Source organism: Lysinibacillus sp. RC46, from assembly GCF_041262385.1.
In the GTDB taxonomy this organism is placed as follows: domain Bacteria; phylum Bacillota; class Bacilli; order Bacillales_A; family Planococcaceae; genus Lysinibacillus.
This window is the reverse complement of the sequence record NZ_JBGCCF010000014.1, coordinates 53,051-72,891: the sequence shown is the minus strand read 5'-3', so window position 1 is coordinate 72,891 and position 19,841 is coordinate 53,051. Positions and strand designations below refer to the sequence as shown.

Below are 19,841 nucleotides of genomic sequence, written 5' to 3'. Positions count from 1 at the left end.
GGCGGTTAGTCAAGTGGATTATATTCAAATTACTAGAAACAATATTGAACAGGAGCATATATGTTGCGCTCTCGGTTCGAAGCAATACGAGGAAGCGGTAAAGGAAAAGAAAGAATGGTTGATGAACCGTATGGATGAGGGGCTAGTTTTTTATCGTCTAAACGACCGGGCAAAAGTGTTTATTGAATATTTACCGGCAAATCAAGCTTGGGTTCCTATCGATGCACCGAATTATATGTATATTAATTGCCTATGGGTTTCAGGTAAATTCAAAAATCAAAACCATGCTAGACAACTGTTTGAAAAGTGTAAGGAAGATGCATTAGCGCAAGGAATGGATGGCATCGTACATATAATAGGGGAGAAAAAGCTTCCATTTCTAAGTGATAAGCGTTTTTTTGAACATTTGGGATTTGAAATTGTAGATCAAGCAGCACCTTATTTTCAACTAGCTGTCTATAAATTTAACGATTGTGCCGACGATCCTTCCTTTAAACTGCAGGTGAAAAATCCTTTATCTAATAATAATGGTATTGTGATATACTTCACTGCCCAATGTCCGTTTGCAGTAGGCGTTATAGATGATTTGAAAAAATTAGCAGAGAAAAGGGGCATTCCTTTTCATGCATATCAACTAAGGACGAAAGATGAAGCACAGAATGCACCTATCATATGGACTACCTTTGGACTGTTTTACAATGGTCATTTTATGACACATGAAATACTGAGTGCAAACAAGTTCGAAAAATTATTAAATACATTATGAAAAGGGGATTTATCTCCTTTTCATGAACATTAAAATTAGAGCAAATAAACAAATACCTATAATAGAACCTAGAGTAAACGACCAGGAAAAATAATTGAAAAAGATGTATGCAATTAATAATGCCAGTATATAGCCGAGAGCAGTGCCCAGCAATTGTTTTTTGATATTCAACAATCTCACTCCTTACTGCGTGATAGTTAAAATACTTATTTATATTTTATAGAAATATTAGGTAAATATCCATAACAATCAAGATAAAAGGAAGGGGATATCAGTTTTGAAAATTAGCAAACAGTATGCAGAACATTATATATGGGGAGAACAATGTGATGGCTGGCATTTAGTGAAGAATAATGATCTCAGTATTATCCATGAGCGTATGCCTGCTAAAACAGTAGAGGTAAATCATTATCACCATCATGCACAACAATTTTTCTTTGTACTATCTGGAACAGCAACAATGGATATCGGCGGAGAACGAATTGTGTTACAAAAGAATGAAGGAATTGAAGTGCCGCCCCTTAAACCGCACCAGATGCGTAATGATTCAGAGGAAGAGGTAGAGTTTTTAGTCATTTCACAACCAAATAGTAGGGGCGATCGTATCCAACTATAAAGTAATTTTCATTCTTTTGCATGAGGTATGTATTTATTTTAGTAAGTATAGTAAATGCTAACAATTGCAAAGGAGATGTTTTACGATGAAGATTACAAAGGTGAAACTATATGTGTATGATATACATAAAATAAAGGAGTTTTACTGCAATTATTTAGGATTTACATTAATAAAGAATGCAGATAATTTTTTTGATATAGCTGTTGGCGAAAGTATTATCACTTTTGAAAAAATACCGTATTCAGTTAAAAAGCAATATCATTTTGCGTTAAATATTCCATGCAATTTATTTAAACAAGCGAAAAACTGGGTAAAAGAATATGCAGAATTATTATTTTCAGAGGGACAGGATGAAGTATATTTTGATAAATTAAAGGCTCATTCTTGTTATTTTTATGATCCAGAAGGAAATATTATTGAGCTCATTTCAAGACAGGAAGTAAATCCAAAACAGGATGTAGAGTCTTTTTCACCCGAGCGTGTACTAAATATTGCCGAAATGAATTTAACGACGGATGCTATTTATTCAGTAGCCGATAGTTTAAAAGAATACGGTATAACGCCAATGAATCATAACGAAATTCGCTCAAATGCTCTCACGTTTATGGGGAATTATGAGGATGGAGCAAATTTACTTTTAGGACCAAGTGAACGTGTTTGGTATTTTTCTAACAAAAAAGCAATTGTTAGTCCTATTAAGATAGAAATTAATAAAAACCTACAACTATGTATGACCGAAGACGGTGAATTTACCATTTCACAGCTTTAAAAACACCATCAGACCATTAAATTTCCTTATAATTGTCATTGAATAAAAAAAGTAAAAGTGATTAGGGGAATATTTAATATTCGCGATAGCAAAGAAATTAAGCGGGAGAAAAACTGCTCATAAAATCTCGATTGGTGAAAATTAATAATCGGTGAGGATGAAGAAAGCCCTCTGAAGGTTTCATTTTGGAGTAGTTGCAAAAATGTTATTAATCAATCATAAGGAGTTAATTTTTTGAAAGCAAAAAGCATTAAATTATATGAATTTGGAAGCCCTCGGGAGGTTTTGAAGTTTGAAAATAAGACGATTAAACCTCCTGAAGAACAAGAAATCCTTGTTCGAATGTTGGCACGACCTATTAATCCTTCCGATTTAATACCAATATGGGGGAGTTATGCTCATCGAATTTCTTTACCAACTATTCCTGGCTATGAAGGGGTCGGAATTGTAGAAGCTGTGGGTCCGTATGTTTCTCAAAATCTTATCGGAAAACGTGTTCTACCTTTACGAGGAGAAGGGACTTGGCAGGAAATTGTAAAAACGAGCGCAGAATTTGCAGTACCTATTCCCGATTCAATTGATGATTTTACCGCAGCGCAAATGTATATCAACCCAATGACAGCTTGGGTAACTTGTACTGACATATTACAATTGCAGCCAAATGATGTTTTATTAGTGAATGCCTGCGGGTCCGCAATTGGACACATATTTGCTCAGCTAGCAAAATTGTTAGGGTTCAAGTTAATCGCGGTTACGAGAAATAATAGACATACTGACGATTTAATTCAGCTTGGCGCTTCCTATGTAATAGATACTTCAGTAGCACCGCTCTATGAGACAGTAATGGAACTAACAAATGGCAATGGGGCTGATGCCGCTATTGATTCAATTGGGGGGACAGCAGGCAACGATCTTGCTTTCTGTCTGAAAGCTGGAGGGAATTTTTTAGCTATTGGTCTTTTATCAGGTGTACAAGTGAATTGGCAAAAAATCGTTAAAGAGGCGAATGTAAAGGCAAATATGTTCCATTTACGTCATTGGAACAAGCAAGTCTCGATAGAAAGATGGCAAGGTACATTTCATAACTTAATCGATCTAGTTAATAGTGGTAAGTTAAAAATGATGGCAGTGGATTCTCATTATGATTTGTTAGACATTAAAAATGCGATAACGGCCGTTGAATCGTCTAAAGCCTCAAAAGGAAAGATCTTTTTAACAAGTTATATGAACGAAGGGTAATTTATTTTATTTTACCCTTCGTTTTTTATAGGGTGTCTAAGCGACTGCGTATCCTTCGATGCGCTTGTTTCTAAAATAAATCTGTAGATAAATATCGTAGACCAGTATCGGGTAGGATAACGACAATCCGTTTCCCTTTGTTCTCTGGACGTTTTGCAAGGGCTGTGGCTGCAAATAAAGCAGCACCTGATGAAGTACCTACTAATAGACCATCTGACTTCGCAACAGCACGTGCCGCCTCATAAGCTTGTGCAGTTTCCACCTCAAGTACTTCATCAATTATTTCTAAATGAACATTCGATGGTACGCGAGCCTCGTCAGCATCAGAGAAGCGGTGAACACCTGTGATTTCAATAATATCTGGATTATCAACTGTTGCAATGGAATTAACAGCAGGCTCAACACCAATAATCTGAATATCTGGATTTTTAGATTTTAAATATGCACCAGCACCACTGATCGTACCACCTGTGCCAATTGCTGCTACAAAAATATCAATTTGTCCGTCTGTATCCTCCCAGACTTCAGGACCAGTTGTTAACTTATGAATATTTGGATTGGCATCATTATCAAGCTGATTTAAAAATACAACATTTTCTTCTTGTTCAACGACTGTTTCTCGAAATACTTTAATCGTTTCAACAAAGTCACCATCAGTTTCCTCAAAGGCAGCTACCATTTCTGGGACATCTGAAAATGGTACAACCTCCGTTCCGTATGCCTTAACTACCTTTGTACGCTCTTCACTTACGCCATCCTGCATGTAAATTCGAAGCTTATAGCCTTTTGCTGCCGCAATTGCTGCTAGACCAATACCAGTATTGCCACTAGTTGTTTCAATTATTGTTTTATCCTTTGTCAATACACCACGTGCTTCAGCATCCTCAATCATCGCTTTAGCAACACGGTCTTTCACACTATTAGCAGGATTAAAATACTCCAGTTTTACAATAATTTCGGTTTCTAGCTGTTGCTCTTTTACATACTGATTTAATGCTAAAAGTGGTGTATGTCCGATTAATTCTGTAATAGATTGTTTAATCTTATTAGTTACAATTTGACCCATCCCAATCAACCCCTTTAATTTAACCTACTTAACAAACTTGTTTTGTAGGGATTGAGGGAATCATATCAATATATATCCATATAAGCAATAAAATCAGTAATAGAAGTATTTAATGTAGCAATAGAAAAAAATAATTAATCGAATCTACAAAATAATTTTTTCTTGGTTTAGTAATACGAGAAATACGGATTATTATTGACAATGCTTCTATGCAAAAGCGAGTAGCCCAAAACACAAATTGATGTCTTCTCAGAAAGTAATAGTGCATGAATATATGTGAATTTGGAGGAATTTACTTTAAATTTGCTAATTAATAATATTTTGGAATAATATTTGCTAAAATGGAACCCTTGTATAAAAGTTGGTTAGAGTAGAGACTGAATGACTACTTGAGATCAACGTTAAAAATTAGCTTGATGTTGTTTGGGAGATGAAAGTATGAAAGAGACAATTTCTTCAGTTTGTATAACAGCTGAAACAAAAATTAACATGATGAAGCAAAAGCCTGCTAATTATTTATTGTTAGCTATTTTTGGTGGACTTTTTATCGGATTTGGAATTTTGCTCATCACTACTATTGGAGGCTTATTAAGTCCAGCTGGGGTACCGAGTATGAAGATCGTACAAGGATTAGCATTTGGTGTGGCACTTAGTATGGTCATGATGGCCGGGGCCAATTTATTTACCGGTGATAATCTAGTGCTAACGGTTAGTACACTATCAAAAAAATCATCACCATTAGAGATGTTGAGCATTTGGACGTTTAGTTACATAGGAAACTTCTTTGGTTCTCTTCTAGCAGCCGCATTATTTTTTTACTCAGGGCTAGCAGGTGGAGACATAGCAGCTTACATTGAAAAACTGGCTACAGCTAAGATGAGTGGTAGCTTCGTTGAACTTTTATGTCGAGGTATTTTATGTAATTTGCTTGTATGCTTGGCCGTATGGTGTACCTATAAATTAAAAACGGAGATTGGAAAATTAGTAATGATTTTCTGCTGTATTTTCCCTTTTGTTACAATTGGATTTGAGCATTGTATAGCAAATATGACATTGTTTTCACTTGCTCTTTTAGTACCTCATGGTGAACTCGTATCGTTTGCTGGAGCCATTTCAAATTTATTACCTGTAACACTAGGTAATATTATCGGTGGAGCCGTTATTGGTTTTGTATATTGGGTAAATGGTAGAGACTAATAAATTACATATTGCTATTGCAGTTAGTATCATTTCCTGGGTAATGGCAATTTGAAAGTGATTGTAAGGTCTCCTGCAATTAAATTAACGGATGAATACTTGACTTCATCTATTAATATTTTGACTTTGGAATAAATGATAGATAGAATGACAGGTAGAGTTGCTAATGTAACTCTACCTTTTTTATTTATGACAATGTGATTAATGCTGTGAAGTTAATAGATTATGGAATGAATATAAAAGAGGGGAGGAATTCAAAAATGGAACAAGAGGTAAACCAACATACGATTCTTCAAGCAATTTTAGAGCTTTCGAAGCAAATGCAAGACATGAAATCAGATCTTCAGCAACAGATTGAAGCGGCCGAAAAGAGATTAGATGTAAAAATTGAAGCAGTGGAAACAAGGTTAGAAAAAGTTGAACAAAATTTAAGTCGAAAAATTGATCTTGTAGATGCAAAATTTGAAATATTATCACTGGATTTATTAACGACAAAAGCTGAAGTATCTATGCTAAAACAGGTAAGATAGTAGCAAGTATATCTTGGCATAATTGCTTCCAGGATTGGCTCTGTGCTAGCACAATGAGTAACTTAAACCCACATTCAACTCACCCATAACTTCCTAAATTGGTTTACCGTATCCCTTAAGGTTACGGTATTTTTTTGTGTTATAATAAATGTCATGAAGGAGTGAAAACATTGTTAAAAACTGAGGTATTTGAACAATTAAAACAGGCAATGAGAGAAAAGAATGTATTAGCAAAAGGCGTATTATCAATTTTAAAATCCGCTCTAGATTTAGCTGAGAAGGAAAAGGGAGAAGCTTTATCATCTGAAGAGGAAATGGCTATTATAAATCGTGAAGTCAAGCAAACAAATCAGGCGTTAGAAGGTGCTCAAAATGCAGGGCGAGCTGATTTAATTGAAAAAGAAGAAGCGAAATTAGCACTTCTCAAATCATTTTTACCGAAGCAATTAACGGAAGAAGAAATTGCAGAAAAACTTGTGGCAGCTGGCATTGTAAAAGGGATGAACATGGGGGACGCTATGAAAATTGCAAAACCTTTGTTAACTGGTCAGGCTGAAGGCGCTGTTATTTCAAAAGTTGTAAAAGGTCTAATTTAAATTCGTTAGAAACAACCTCCTACTCTGAAGTAGTAAGAGGTTGTTTTTTAAGCTCCTGCATTTTTTGTTCCATGTTAGTGTCACTATTGCCAAAAAATGAAAACAACTATATACTATTAATTAACCACCGGTCAATAAGGAGGATAATATGTCGCCACGTAAGCCGTCAACAAAAGATTTGACGAAAGAAATGATTATAAATGAGGCTCATAAGCAATTTATCACGAAGGATTTTCACCAAGTATCAATGCGTAGTATTGCTAAAGAGCTTGGTTGTAGTCATGGGGCTATTTACTATCATTTTAAAAATAAAGCAGAAATATTTTATGCAATATTAAGTGACTATTTTTCTGAACTAAATAATACTCTAGATGAAAATATGAACGGTCCTGAAGATCATAACACTAAACTACTAAATGTTTTTGTAGGCTATATGGCGTTTGGTTTAAATCATCAAAGCCAGTATGAATTAATGTTTATCATGAGAGATCGTGAAATTGATGGGCTTTCACAAGAGGCAGCGAACGTTAGTTATGAAAAATTTGCGCAAGCTGTACAGTCCTTATCAATGACAGAACTGCTGATTTCAGATATACATTCTACATTCATTGCTCTTCATGGATTTGTTACACATTATCGTCATTATGTAAAAAATTATGAAGAAGCGAAAGAAGCAGTGGATATACATGCAAAATTTCTTATCAAGGCTTTAACACATAGTGAAAGTAGCTCTAGTTAAAAAATCTAGAGCTTTCATTTAATAGTTATTTGACCAGTGGTTAATTAATAGAGGAGGGAATTAATTTTGCAAACAGCATTAGTTATTGGAGCATCTGGTGGTATGGGATTTGCATTAGTAAATGAACTAGTAAGTCGCAATATACACGTGAAGGCATTTGCTAGAAATAAAGAAAAGTTAGTTGCACTTTTTCAGCATCACAAAAATGTAGAAATCATTTCGGGTGATGTATTTAATGAACAGGATTTGATGAGGGCCTCAAATGGTGTGGATATTATTTTTCATGCTATTAGTTTTCCGTATCAAGATTGGGAAAAACTCCATATGCGATGCGTAGACATGGTGATTAACATAGCAGAAAGGCGAGGAGCGAAGATTGCACTAGTAGATAATATTTATGCATATGGAAGACAATCAACAAACCCTGTAATAGAGCAAGCTAGAAAGGAACCGCAGACGAAAAAAGGGAAGATTCGTTTAACGATGGAAAATAAATTAATAAACAGTAATGTACCCTCGATAATTGTACATTTCCCGGATTTATACGGACCAAATGCAGAGAATACAATACTCTATGAAACGTTAAAAAATGTAGCACAAGATAAAAAAGCTAATTTTGTAGGGAATATGCAGGTGAAAAGGGAATTCCTTTATACAGTTGATGGCGCAAAGGCTATGGTTGAGCTTGCTTTACGTAACGACACATATAATCAGAATTGGAACGTGCCAGCCGTTCATCCAATTGCAGGGGAAGAACTAGTGAAAATTTTACGTGAAATTACAAGCTACAAAAAAGGTATTCGTACAGTTTCTAAAGGCATGATCCGATTAATTGGACTATTTAATCCTTCTATGAAAGAAGTAGTTGAAATATTGTATTTAACAGAAGAACCAGTCATTTTAAGTGGGGAAAAATACGAAAAGGAAATAGGCGCTTTACCACGTACTTCATATCGAGTAGGGCTAGAAGAAACGATTGCCTGGATGAACAAGAGAGCACTAAAATAAGAAAACTATTAACTTATTTCAGCAGACATCCACTGAAATAGAGGAACTCAATCTAAGAACGCCACGTCCTGTGGCAATTTATCTGTGCGAAAGCGAAGCGACAGCAACAAGGTTTTATCTGTGCGAAAGCGAAGCGACAGCAACAAGGTTTTATCTGTGCGAAAGCGAAGCGACAGCAACAATTAGCCGAGGCATAATTGTTGAGTTAATGAAAAAAATCCGCTTAAACTTTTGTTGGTAGAAAACTTACCTACAAAAAGTATAGCGGATTTTTGTCATTAGTTATTTTTATAACTGGAATTTTTGTATGATATTACGAAGTTGCTGTGCCATCTCAGCTAAATTATTTGAAGACGCAGTAATTTCCTCAATACTAGCTGATTGTTCTTCAGAAGCAGCAGCCACATTTTGAATGTTTCCAGATGATTGAACGGCTATTACACCAACTGTCTCTACAGAAATGGCAATGCTGCTAACCCCATCGTTAATATTTGAAATGATATTATTGACATAACCCATTTCTTGAGTTAGTGAAGTAATATGCGAATATATTTCTTTAAAAGCTTCACCTGATTCATTAAAGGTAGTAGAGCTTTCTGCAAGATTACTACTACTAATTTCCATAGATTTTACAGCTTGCACAGACTCTTCTTTAATTGTTTCAATACGTGTTCGAATATTATTCGTCGCTGCTAAAGATTGGTCTGCAAGTTTACGCACTTCTTCAGCTACAACTGCAAAGCCTTTACCATGCTCACCAGCACGTGCTGCTTCAATAGATGCATTTAAAGCGAGTAAATTTGTTTGATCCGTAATCTCATTAATTAAGGTTACAATGTCGCCGATCTCATTTGAGTATGTGCTTAAACGTTTCACAACTTCCGAAGTCTCTTGAATAGCATTAGATGTTATGGCCATCTTTTCTGTAGCACTTTGAATCGTTGTATTGCCTTTTTCTGAAATAGAAGATGCACTAGATGCTTTAGCAGTGACATCATTAACGCTCGATACAACTTCTGACATTTTTGTGGAGATTGTCGTAATATGATTTTCTACTTCTTCAATAGAAGAAGTTTGTTTTTCTGATCCTGAAGCTACTTCTTGCATTGAAGATGTAATTTGTTGAATAGATGCACTTGTTTGCTCAGAGCCTGCCGATAACTCTTCAGACATAGCAGCTACTTGCTCAGCATTCTCAGCAATTTGCTGAATAAGAGAGCGTAAATCTGCTGTCATATTTTCAATGCCTGAAGAGAGCTGTGCAATTTCATTAGAACCCTTTATTTGAAGTGGTTCAACAGCTAAGTCTCCTTGTGCCACCTTACCAACATAGTTAGTCATATTTTTAATTGGTTTTATAATGCCTTTGCTAATGATATAAGCCACAATAATACCGAATATCAAAAACATCACAGTCATGATGATACAAATCCAAAGAGTCTCTGTTTGAAGTTTAGAAATGAAGGAAGCGTCCATATCTAAACCAAAAAGAATATCAGTATCTTTAAATGGTATAAAAATCGATTTATGAATACCGTATTCATCTTTATAAATATCACTAGATTGAATGGTTCCAGTATTTAGCGCTTCATTCATGTCTTCACTAAAAGCATAGTCCTCTTGATAATCGTCTTTATTACTTAATGCCACAATATGTTCTTTGCCATTTGCACGTGAAAGAACGTAAGCATTTTCAATTTCATACTCTTTAAGTGTTTCATTTAATTCATTTAATATTTCATCATATTTATCCTTATCGCCATCATCTGCAGCTTTGACGTCATTTTTGTCTATATCATCAAAAATTGTATGAGATATAACCTCTAATGATGACTCAAATTGTGTAATAACATTATTATCGATAATCCGATAAGATGTAACAAATAATACGATACTAAATATTACTGAAATAATAGCAATTGGAATAGTAAAACTCGCAATATATTTATAGAGTAAAGAGCTCTTAAATTTTTTGACTATACTCAACTTTAGCAGCCTCCAATACTTTTACCTTTTGTTGTAAGAAATGAACCATATCACTAATATGTTCTGTCTCTGTATAAGGAGAAATTGAAAAGAATTTTGCAGCAGCGACTGGAATTTGTTGTGTTGTATCGCTAGTGTTGACAGTGCAAACACGTGTCGTATCACCGAAAAATACTTCGTCGCGACCTTCTCCTATAATTTCAAATAAAGAAGCGTTAAGACCATTAATATATTCAATCTGATCTTGCGTATAGCTACCTGATTGTTCAGATTTCCAATTAAAGCCTTCAGGATACAAACGGAAGGCTGTAACTGGTCCAATATTAGACTCATTGACTACTTGTAACATTGGAGTTTTCTCAGCTAACTGCGCACGGAACGCTAAGTTTACACGCACATAATTAGCTAATATTTGTTGGTAGCCTTCTTTACCAAACGCCTGTAATGCAGCATAAATAGCAATTGAACTCCCCATACGAGAGCACTCTAGGGTATAGCCTGTATGATAAGAACCATAGCCTCGATTACCAACATAAGGTGTGTCGAAGTCCTCGATATCTAATAGCTGAAGATGTTTTCCTTCTTTTATTAAGAATAAGCTTGTTAAATAAGGTGTTTGACCAAGCTTTTGGAAGTCGAAGCAAAGGCTATCTGCAATAGGTAGATATTGCATACGTTCTTTAATTTGTTCTAGTGCTTGTAAAACATTAGTCTCTAACTGAAGTGGATTTGCCTTAAAATCATAATCGTTGAAAAATGCGTAAAAACCACCTAACGCTGAATCAGCGTGAATATGTATAGGTTTTAAGGAATGTTTTTGTTCAAGGTCAGTTGTAACTTTTTTGATTGCTTGTACATCATCAATAGCAAATTGATCTGTAGCGCCTGTAGTAGCAACTACATACACTGGAATACCACCTTTTTCGATAACCTCAGTCATACGCATACGTAAGTCTTCAATATCCATTGAATGGTCTTTTCCAACTTTAATACGAATTAAATGCTTGCTACCGATGCCGACTGCTTCAATTGATTTTAATAAGCTGTAATGAGCATTTTCTGAAGCGAAGCAATATAAATTATTTGGTACGCCATCTTCTTTTGCGTTAGGGAATTGTTTAGCAATTGCAAGACGAAGCCCACTGAAAACAGCCCCTTGTCCACCCCACGTTGTGTAACCAAAGCTTTGAGTATAGTCGTAGCCAACTAACTTCGACATCATTGCTACTACCTTTACCTCACATTCTGCTGCAGCTGGTCCGTATACATCCCATAGATTGTTACCATTAAGCAGAGCATTCGTAAATTGACCTAATATACCGGGAATGCTAGCCATTGGTAAAACATTTGTTACAAAGTTGCGTGTATGGTAAGGATGTCCTTGCATCAATTGTGTTAAATCATTCACAACCTGTTCAAGTCCGACACCTGAAGCTGGTACTTGATTTTCTTGCATTAACTCTTTATAGAAATTGTCAGAGCGCTCTTTCATTGGTCCAAGAGTTGTTGTTTGTGGGTTTTTTAAATCATCTAAAGATGAAACGATTTTCTCTAATAGGGATAAAAAATTCTCTCTTTGTTCGATATTACCATCTTCGCTTTGGAATAATTGCTGGATTTTTTTCATGTTCATCGTCCTTTTTAGTTCATTTTTCCTTTATTTTCTTATTTAGCAAAAATAGGTCGTTTTACTAAAATTATAATAACATATTATAACAAAAAAATGAGTTTATATTTTATAGGATAATTAATTTCAGTTATTTCTAAATAATCTGATTTAATTTGAGGTGAAATATATGGGGAAATATTGTGATAGATTATGTTTGTAAACGTTGAATTTAAAGGATTTATATGACCTCTTTTAATAATTTGTTGCAAAGCTAATGATGGGGAAGTGATATGAGGAGGTAAAAACATAAATACTATTCAGAAAATGATTTTAATTTATTTATAATTGGTGAACGTTTTAATGCTTTATGACTATTAACGGTGATATATGGTATTAATCTGCTTTTAGTCAAAGAATAATAATCTACATAAGTTTTTCATCTGTCTAGCTGATGGGGAGCATATCAAAATGTGAAAAGAGGTTCGTTGAAATTTTTAGTAAGTAAATTTTTTTCAATATAAACAGCCTTACAATACCGATAATTTTTCAATGATAAACCATACTAATATTGAGGTGAAAAAATGTATAAATTGCTATCGCATAATGATTTAGATGGAGTAGGTTGCGGGATATTAGCCAAGCTTGCCTTTCAAGATCAAGTGAAGGTAAAGTACAATTCAATTTCAACGTTGGACCGCGAAATTGAGTTTTTTTTAGACAATAACGAACAAGATACATTTTTATTTATTACCGATTTATCTCCCAATGAGGAAAATGAAAGGAGATTAAATGATTATTATATCGCCACGGGTAATGTTCAATTACTTGATCATCATAAAACGGCTTTTCATTTGAACGATTATGAATGGGGTAAAGTATTAATAGAAGATGAAAAGGGCTATTTAACATCAGCAACGTCTTTATTTTATCAATATCTTGTTACACATGGATATTTAGAACAAAAGAATTCCATCACAGAATTTGTAGAGTTAGTCAGACAGTACGATACGTGGGAATGGGAAAAGAATGATAATCAACAAGCGCGTAGACTCAATGCACTCTTTTTTTTAGTATCAATCGAAGAATTTGAAGAAAAAATGCTTGAACGTTTAAAGACTAGCAAACATTTTGACTTTGATGAATTTGAAAAGAAAATTTTAAAAATGGAAGAGGAGAAGATAGAACGGTACATCCGCCGGAAAAAAAGGGAGTTAGTGCAAACATCGATAGGAGAATATTTTACAGGTGTGGTTTATGCAGAATCGTATCATTCAGAGCTTGGTAATGAATTGGGAAAAGAAAATGTACACCTTGATTTTATAGCTATTTTAAATATGGGTGGCAAAAGAATTTCATTTCGTACGATTCATGATCATATAGATGTTTCGGCTATTGCAGCAGAATTCGGAGGGGGAGGGCATCAAAAAGCAGCTGGTTGCTCTTTGACTGATGAAGCTTATGAGCAGTATGTGGCACAAATATTTCATATAGCACCAATACCAGAGGATGCGAAACGAAATCGCTATAATTTAAGGTTCTCTTCTTTTGGGACAATGTATAAAAACCTTAAGGGAGAATTTTTCCTCCTATATTCAATAAGTGATTTTGATTGGATCATTGAAAAAAATAAAATCCCGTTAGATCAAATCTTTACAAGTTTTTATGAAGCAGAATGGTTTTTAAAAAGAAATTATCAAGCATGGTTAGTGAAAGATGAGTTATTTGTAGATTATTTAATGGAAGAAGCAAAAAAGGTTCGTCATCAAGAGTAAGGGATATATATTACTCCTTGTGAAAAGGTAAATAGTCAAGGGAATTTTGTGAATGTTGTGGTGTTGTAAATAAGGATGATTTCCGTTCCAAGCTACTCACTTTCGCTTAGATAAAACTCTTTTGCTAAAGTTGCGTTTTATCACAGAATACATGCTATGTGAATTAGTTGATTGGATGGGCGACATAAAGAAAAGGATTCACGCACAGTTTTGTGTGTGAATCTTTTTTTGCTCTTTGGAAGGTAGATGTCGATAAAATTCAAAAGTTGGGTGATAAAACGTGAAAGTTAGGCGATGAAATTCAAAAGTTGGATGATAAATCCTGAAAGTGTTCCGGTAAAACTAAAAAGTTGGATGACATTTTGTTAAAACGTACGTCATGTAAATCAGTTGATTGGAGTGGAGACTGGGCGACTCCCTGGGGATTAACAATAGAGGAGCGAAGGCTAAAACCATCACATAATGTGATAACGCCTTCGTGACATTGTGCTGTTGCCGCTGTCGCTTCGCTTTCGCGCAGACAAAACACGTTGCCGCTGTCGCTTCGCTTTCGCGCAAAAAACATCTGATGGCCGGAGACTCTGCGGCGAAGCGAAGCGGCTCATCGGACGCCACCGGGAAAGTGCCCAGCCGGAACGGAAATCACCCCCCTCGTTTTTCTGAAAAGCCATACTTTATATGACGCCTTAGTTTCGTACATACAATTGTTTCAACAACATCTAAAGATACATAGTGAAATCAGCCAAACCTTAACATTGTTAGAGGTTATATAATGTCCAATTGAAAACTACAATAAATAAAAAGCATTTGTGTAGACATACTTTCTTAAAATGAGGTGTACATGATGTCCAATGATATGCTTCTTGTCGAGAGTCAGCTTAAGGAAAATCGAGGGCGGAAAATATGGTTTATTGTATTATTGCTTTTATTGGTAGCTACTTGTGTAATTGTTTATTATTTTTTGTTTAAGAAGGATTTGAATTTTGAAGCCTACAAAACAGTGATCGATAAAACTACTGAAAATAGTCTCGGACGTTTAACGTTAAATGAAATAATAATTGATGATAACCAAATACTACTGAATGCTACCTTTAAGCCAGTAAAAGGCTTAAATTTCGACTACCAAATCTTTTTCTTTCCACAGGTTTTTGTGAATGGAAAAGAGTTCACGGTTAGAAATGGGGGACAGACTGTCCAACAATCTGATAAAACTTATACAATCTATAGTAGTGTGAAATTAAGTGAACTACCAGAGGATAAAATATTAAACTTAGATATTCGTTATAACGACTGGAACGGTGAAAAAAAGATTGACGAGCCGTGGGAATTTCAAGTGGAAGCTTCACAAGAGCATTTACAAGAAGATAGAAAGGTCTTCCCTGTTGAGAAAAAAGTAAAGCTTTTAGATGGTCAGGAAATAACAATAGAGGAGGTTGTTACTACACCAATATCAACAACGATATACTTTCATTCAGAGAAAAGCTTACTAAATGAAGCATTGCATTTTAAAATCCAATCAGTAACAGGGGAATCTTGGGCATTTAACGTAGCCTATCCTTTGAATGAAGAGTATACGAAGTGGGGTGTCCGCCTCGATGCATTATATTTAACGGGGAAGAGCTATGAGCTCATTCCGATAGCTGCAAATGGAAGTGAGCTTGGTTCTGCCATTAAAATTGGAGATTAAGAACGAAACCTGTTACCGTGAAAAAAACTTTACAATATCTTAAACCAAAAGGACGATTACCCATTGTACTATGAATATAGACGACATGGAAAGTAGTTGAAGATATTGCGAAGGTTATGGGAAATTTTTTTAGTTTCGCTTAAATTGGGTTGTACATCATTTGGAGGCCCTACTGCACATTTAGGGTATTTTCAAAATGAATATGTTCAGAAACGTAAATGGTTATCGGATCATGACTACAGTCAACTTGTTGCACTCAGTCAATTTTTACCTGGGCCAGCATCGAGCCAGGTAGGGATGGGTATTGGCTTATTAAGAGGCGGTTTATTTGGGAGTATTGTGTCATTTGTTGGTTTTACATTACCGTCAGTTTTTCTGCTTATGGCATTTGCGTATTTTTTTGCACATACACGGATGGATATGGGTTGGATTCATGGCTTAAAATTAGTGGCAGTTGCGATCATTGCGCAAGCTGTTTTTGAAATGTCAAAAAAATTGATTCCTAGTATTCACCATTTTATAATCGCTTTGTTGGCGCTTGTAGTAGTGCTTTTATGGGTCCATCCATTTGCTCAAGTAACTACTATTATTGTTGCTTCTTTTATAGGCTATCATTTTTTTAAGAAGACTAATCATAAAGATGAACCAAAAGAAACTGTTGTACCTATTTCAAAAACGACAGGTGTATGTTTTTTAGCGTTGTTTGTTATACTTCTTGTTGGTTTACCAATTGTTAGCCCACTTATACAATATGAATGGTTTACGATCATTGAAAAGTTCTATTTATCAGGTGCATTAGTGTTTGGTGGAGGTCATGTCGTATTACCTTTACTAGAGGCACAGTTTGTCCAAAGTGGATTAATGAGTTCTTCAGATTTTTTAGCAGGATACGGAATGACCCAGGCAGTCCCTGGTCCATTGTTTACGTTTGCTTCCTACATAGGTATGGTCATTGCTGGAGTACCTGGGACCATTATCGCTACGATAGCCATTTTTTTACCGGCATTTTTGCTAATAGTAGGGGCAATGCCTTTTTGGCTAGCTCTTAATCGTTTCGCTGGATTAAGAGGGGCGATGGCTGGTGCAAATGCAGCGGTTGTTGGAATATTAGCTGCAGCTTTTATTCATCCGATTGTTACACAGACAATTCAAAATGGTCTAGACATAGTAATTGCAGCCGTTTTTCTATGGTGTTTGATACGTTGGAAAGTTCAACCTTATTTGCTTGTGTTAGTTGGTATTTGTGTAGGGATTGTATGTTATTAAGGACATATAAAAAATCAAAACCATTATTGCTTTGGTTTTGATTTTTTTGTGAAATGAATGGAATGCTTAGATAAACTCTTCTTTTCGAATGGCTAGTTTCTTCATATGATATTGCAGAGATTGGCGAGAAATATTTAATTGTTTGGAAGCGGCCCGAAGCACTTGCTCACTATTTATTAAGTAGTAACGATATTTTAAGTATTGAATAAGACAAAATCTGGGTTATCCCTAATGAGAAAAAGTATGCTTGAAGATGTCTTCTAGCATACTTTTTTGTTACCAAAATAATAGTCTCGAAGCTTATTATTCTCGCAATTGGAATTATTGCTAAAATATTGTAATAAAGGAAAATCGTTTTTATAATTCCTTACGTTTGCTTGCTGCTGGTATTCCTAACTAGTCTCGATATTTGCTAATAGTACGTCTAGCCAAATGGATTTGAAAAGAGCTGGCTAGGCTTTCAGCAATCTTTTGATCGGATAAAGGCTTTTGTTTATTTTCAAAGGTGATTATTTTTTTAATCATTTCTAAGATTGACGTTTGAGAATGCTCTGTTTGAGTGCTTTCAATTTTAGAAGAAAATAGATCCTTCCATAAATATGTTCCAACAGGTGTTAGTATTATTTTATTCCGAATTGCTCGACTTACTGTTGATTCGTGCATATCGATTTGTGTTGCGACATCCCTTAGTGATAAAGGTTTTAAATAAGGTAGCCCTTTGTAGAAAAATTGTTGTTGATGCTGTAGGACAACTGACATAATCCGAATAATTGTTTGACGGCGCCGATGTAAACTATGGACGAGCCATTCATAATGCTTATAATGCTGTTTTACATATGCTTGTTCGGCTAAGGGCAGTATAGATGCGTAGCTATCATGAAGCCGAATAGATGGCATTGAGCGATCATTTAAACTGAATTGTAATGTGCTATCTTCGATCACAACAACAATATCTGGTGTGACATATTCTATATTATCTTCTGAGTTCAAAGTGCAAGGGATTGGTGTTAGTTGCTGTAGCTGATTAATTAGTGCTAATAACTGTTCCTTAGAAAGCTTAAGAGATTTCATCAATTCAGGAAATTTACGTTCAGCTAGTAGGAACAGCCCTTTTTGAATAAGTTGCTGTAAATCATAATTATTCTCTTCGATTTGCAGTAAAAGACATTCTTGCAGATTACGTGCACCAATTCCCGGCGGCCCGATTTGTTGTAAAAGCTGAATACCATAATAATGTTGTTCTTCTGCAACATTAGAAAGGTGGGCTGGAGAATAACCTTTGTTATCTAACTGTTCAATAAGAAACTGTACAATTTGTAAATCATCACCTGCAAAAGTGAGTGTAGCTAGTTGTAGCAATTCCTCCCGGTAGTTTAGTTCTACAATTTTTGTATATAAATCATTCTCAGTTGTTCGAAAGGGAGAATAAGAATTTCCGTAAATACGTTCTTGAAATGATGGTGGTTGTAAGTCGATTAACGGGTTCTCTAATTGCTGTTCATACAGAAATTGCTCAAGTTCAAGTGTTGTATATTGTAGTAATTCAATAGATTGCTGTAATTGAGGTGTCATCATCATTTTCTGTTGCTGTTGTTGTTTTAAAATTATGTCCATCATGATCACTCCGTTTCTTGCTTTTAATTAGCATAACATAAAGATGTGAATTTTCAGATAATAATTTGAGCAAATAATGTTAATGCAAAATAGTTTTGATTTAGTTATTTTACTAACTTGATTCATGGCGTTCCATGCCACTATTGTTTATAATGAGGAAATGGAAAAGACTAACGAGAAAGAAGGGATAGCTATGGCACGAGGTGTTTACATTCATATTCCTTTTTGTCACCAAATTTGTAACTACTGCGATTTCAATAAATTTTATTTTAAAAATCAACCAGTGGATGAATATATAGAAATGCTTGGCAAGGAGATGGAACTTGCGACAAAAAAATATCCCGAGAGTTTTAAGCAAATCGAAACAATATTTCTTGGTGGCGGTACACCAACAGCACTATCATCTAAACAAATAGAGAGACTTCTTGAGCTTATTCGTACGTATATTCCGATGGACAATGTGACAGAATTTACATCAGAGGCTAATCCGGACGAGCTATCAGAAGCAAAAATGCAGGCATTATTTGATGGGGGTGTAAATCGCTTAAGTATGGGTGTACAATCCTTTGATCAAGAGTTGTTAAAGAACATTGGTCGTACACATAGTAATAATCACGTCTATGAAACAATTGCCATGGCGAAAAAGGTAGGTTTCAGAAATATTAGTCTGGATTTAATGTACGGTTTGCCGGGGCAGACGATGGCACAATGGAAAGATACTTTAGAAAAAGCGTTCGCTCTTGATATACCACATTATTCTGCCTATTCACTAATAGTGGAGCCAAAAACGATTTTTTATAATCAATACACAAAAGGTAAGCTCCATTTACCAACGGAAGATCTTGAAGCGGATATGTACGATGTGCTAATGAGCCAGATGGAGGCGCATGGACTTCTCCAATACGAAATTAGCAATTTTGCTCTATCTGGTTTCAGTTCTAAACATAATAAAATATACTGGGAAAACGATGAATATGCAGGATTTGGTGCTGGTGCTCATGGGTATCTAGCTGGTGTGCGCTATTCAAATCATGGACCATTGAAAAAGTATATGGATGCAGTAAATGCAGGGGAACTACCAATTGTATATGAACATGTTGTAACAGAGAATGAGAAACGCGAAGAGCAAATGTTTTTAGGTTTGCGTAAAACGGAAGGAATTCCACACTCTATATATGAAGAAAAATTTAAAGAATCAATGCAGAGGGATTACTCACAAGTCATTGAAAAGTTAGTTTCAGAAGGTCTTTTGGAACATGATACTAAAGGAATTCGTCTTACGCGAAAAGGTCGCTTTGTAGGTAATGAAGTATTTCAACAATTTTTACTAGAAGATTGAGCGATATCGTTGACATAAAATGTAGGATTTGATAACTTAATA

At 35.2% G+C, this 19,841-nt stretch carries 17 protein-coding genes; 13 read left to right on the top strand and 4 right to left on the bottom strand.

What is annotated here, in order from left to right:
• Positions 1 to 13 precede the first annotated feature (13 nt).
• From ABH966_RS14255 to ABH966_RS14240, 4 genes are all read left to right on the top strand, one after another.
• Positions 14 to 766 carry a GNAT family N-acetyltransferase gene (locus ABH966_RS14255; protein ID WP_370079477.1) on the top strand — a complete coding sequence of 251 codons (753 nt, stop codon included), beginning with the start codon at positions 14 to 16 and terminating at the stop codon, positions 764 to 766.
• Positions 767 to 1,043: 277 nt separating this feature from the next.
• Positions 1,044 to 1,382 (top strand): cupin domain-containing protein, encoded by a 339-nt coding sequence (locus tag ABH966_RS14250; protein ID WP_370079476.1) that lies wholly within the window; start codon positions 1,044 to 1,046, stop codon positions 1,380 to 1,382.
• A gap of 85 nt (positions 1,383 to 1,467) precedes the next feature.
• Positions 1,468 to 2,151, top strand: a complete 684-nt coding sequence (locus ABH966_RS14245) for a VOC family protein (RefSeq protein WP_370079475.1) — start codon at positions 1,468 to 1,470, stop codon at positions 2,149 to 2,151.
• A gap of 234 nt (positions 2,152 to 2,385) precedes the next feature.
• Positions 2,386 to 3,390 carry a zinc-dependent alcohol dehydrogenase family protein gene (locus tag ABH966_RS14240; RefSeq protein ID WP_370079474.1) on the top strand — a complete coding sequence of 335 codons (1,005 nt, stop codon included), beginning with the start codon at positions 2,386 to 2,388 and terminating at the stop codon, positions 3,388 to 3,390.
• Positions 3,391 to 3,460: 70 nt separating this feature from the next.
• Here ABH966_RS14240 and ABH966_RS14235 read toward each other — a convergent pair whose 3' ends face one another.
• Positions 3,461 to 4,456, bottom strand: a complete 996-nt coding sequence (locus ABH966_RS14235) for a PLP-dependent cysteine synthase family protein (protein WP_370079473.1) — start codon at positions 4,454 to 4,456, stop codon at positions 3,461 to 3,463.
• 438 nt (positions 4,457 to 4,894) lie between these two features.
• On the opposite strand from ABH966_RS14235, the gene ABH966_RS14230 reads away from it, so the two are divergent.
• From ABH966_RS14230 to ABH966_RS14210, 5 genes are all read left to right on the top strand, one after another.
• Positions 4,895 to 5,653, top strand: a complete 759-nt coding sequence (locus tag ABH966_RS14230; protein WP_370079472.1) for a formate/nitrite transporter family protein — start codon at positions 4,895 to 4,897, stop codon at positions 5,651 to 5,653.
• A 260-nt stretch (positions 5,654 to 5,913) separates the two neighbouring features.
• Positions 5,914 to 6,183: a hypothetical protein gene (locus ABH966_RS14225; protein WP_370079471.1), complete on the top strand. Its 270-nt coding sequence runs from the start codon at positions 5,914 to 5,916 to the stop codon at positions 6,181 to 6,183.
• A gap of 170 nt (positions 6,184 to 6,353) precedes the next feature.
• Positions 6,354 to 6,779, top strand: coding sequence for a GatB/YqeY domain-containing protein (locus ABH966_RS14220; protein ID WP_370079470.1), 426 nt, complete (start codon positions 6,354 to 6,356; stop codon positions 6,777 to 6,779).
• Positions 6,780 to 6,927: 148 nt separating this feature from the next.
• A complete protein-coding gene (locus tag ABH966_RS14215; protein ID WP_370079469.1) occupies positions 6,928 to 7,518 on the top strand; it encodes a TetR/AcrR family transcriptional regulator in 591 nt (196 codons plus the stop codon).
• Positions 7,519 to 7,584: 66 nt separating this feature from the next.
• On the top strand, positions 7,585 to 8,526 hold the full coding sequence (locus ABH966_RS14210) for an SDR family NAD(P)-dependent oxidoreductase (protein WP_370079468.1): 942 nt from the start codon (positions 7,585 to 7,587) through the stop codon (positions 8,524 to 8,526).
• Positions 8,527 to 8,814: 288 nt separating this feature from the next.
• On the opposite strand, the gene ABH966_RS14205 is transcribed toward ABH966_RS14210, so the two are convergent.
• Both ABH966_RS14205 and ABH966_RS14200 read right to left on the bottom strand, forming a co-directional pair.
• The gene (locus ABH966_RS14205; RefSeq protein ID WP_370079467.1) at positions 8,815 to 10,512 is read right to left on the bottom strand and encodes a methyl-accepting chemotaxis protein; all 1,698 of its coding nucleotides are present in this window, start codon (positions 10,510 to 10,512) and stop codon (positions 8,815 to 8,817) included.
• Positions 10,490 to 12,139 (bottom strand): pyridoxal phosphate-dependent decarboxylase family protein, encoded by a 1,650-nt coding sequence (locus ABH966_RS14200; protein ID WP_370079466.1) that lies wholly within the window; start codon positions 12,137 to 12,139, stop codon positions 10,490 to 10,492. The genes ABH966_RS14205 and ABH966_RS14200 overlap by 23 nt, the downstream gene beginning before the upstream one ends.
• 563 nt (positions 12,140 to 12,702) lie before the next feature.
• Here ABH966_RS14200 and ABH966_RS14195 point away from each other — a divergent pair.
• The 3 genes from ABH966_RS14195 to chrA all read left to right on the top strand — a co-directional run bounded on the left by ABH966_RS14195 (position 12,703) and on the right by chrA (position 16,846).
• A complete protein-coding gene (locus ABH966_RS14195) occupies positions 12,703 to 13,893 on the top strand; it encodes a DHH family phosphoesterase (protein WP_370079465.1) in 1,191 nt (396 codons plus the stop codon).
• A gap of 844 nt (positions 13,894 to 14,737) precedes the next feature.
• The gene (locus ABH966_RS14190; RefSeq protein ID WP_370079464.1) at positions 14,738 to 15,580 is read left to right on the top strand and encodes a DUF4179 domain-containing protein; all 843 of its coding nucleotides are present in this window, start codon (positions 14,738 to 14,740) and stop codon (positions 15,578 to 15,580) included.
• 105 nt (positions 15,581 to 15,685) lie between these two features.
• Positions 15,686 to 16,846 (top strand): chromate efflux transporter, encoded by a 1,161-nt coding sequence (chrA, locus tag ABH966_RS14185; RefSeq protein ID WP_370079463.1) that lies wholly within the window; start codon positions 15,686 to 15,688, stop codon positions 16,844 to 16,846.
• Between the two features lie 396 nt (positions 16,847 to 17,242).
• On the opposite strand, the gene rpoN is transcribed toward chrA, so the two are convergent.
• Positions 17,243 to 18,460, bottom strand: coding sequence for an RNA polymerase factor sigma-54 (gene rpoN / locus ABH966_RS14180; protein ID WP_370079462.1), 1,218 nt, complete (start codon positions 18,458 to 18,460; stop codon positions 17,243 to 17,245).
• 193 nt (positions 18,461 to 18,653) lie between these two features.
• On the opposite strand from rpoN, the gene hemW reads away from it, so the two are divergent.
• The gene (gene hemW / locus ABH966_RS14175; protein ID WP_370079461.1) at positions 18,654 to 19,799 is read left to right on the top strand and encodes a radical SAM family heme chaperone HemW; all 1,146 of its coding nucleotides are present in this window, start codon (positions 18,654 to 18,656) and stop codon (positions 19,797 to 19,799) included.
• The last annotated feature ends 42 nt before the right edge of the window (positions 19,800 to 19,841 follow it).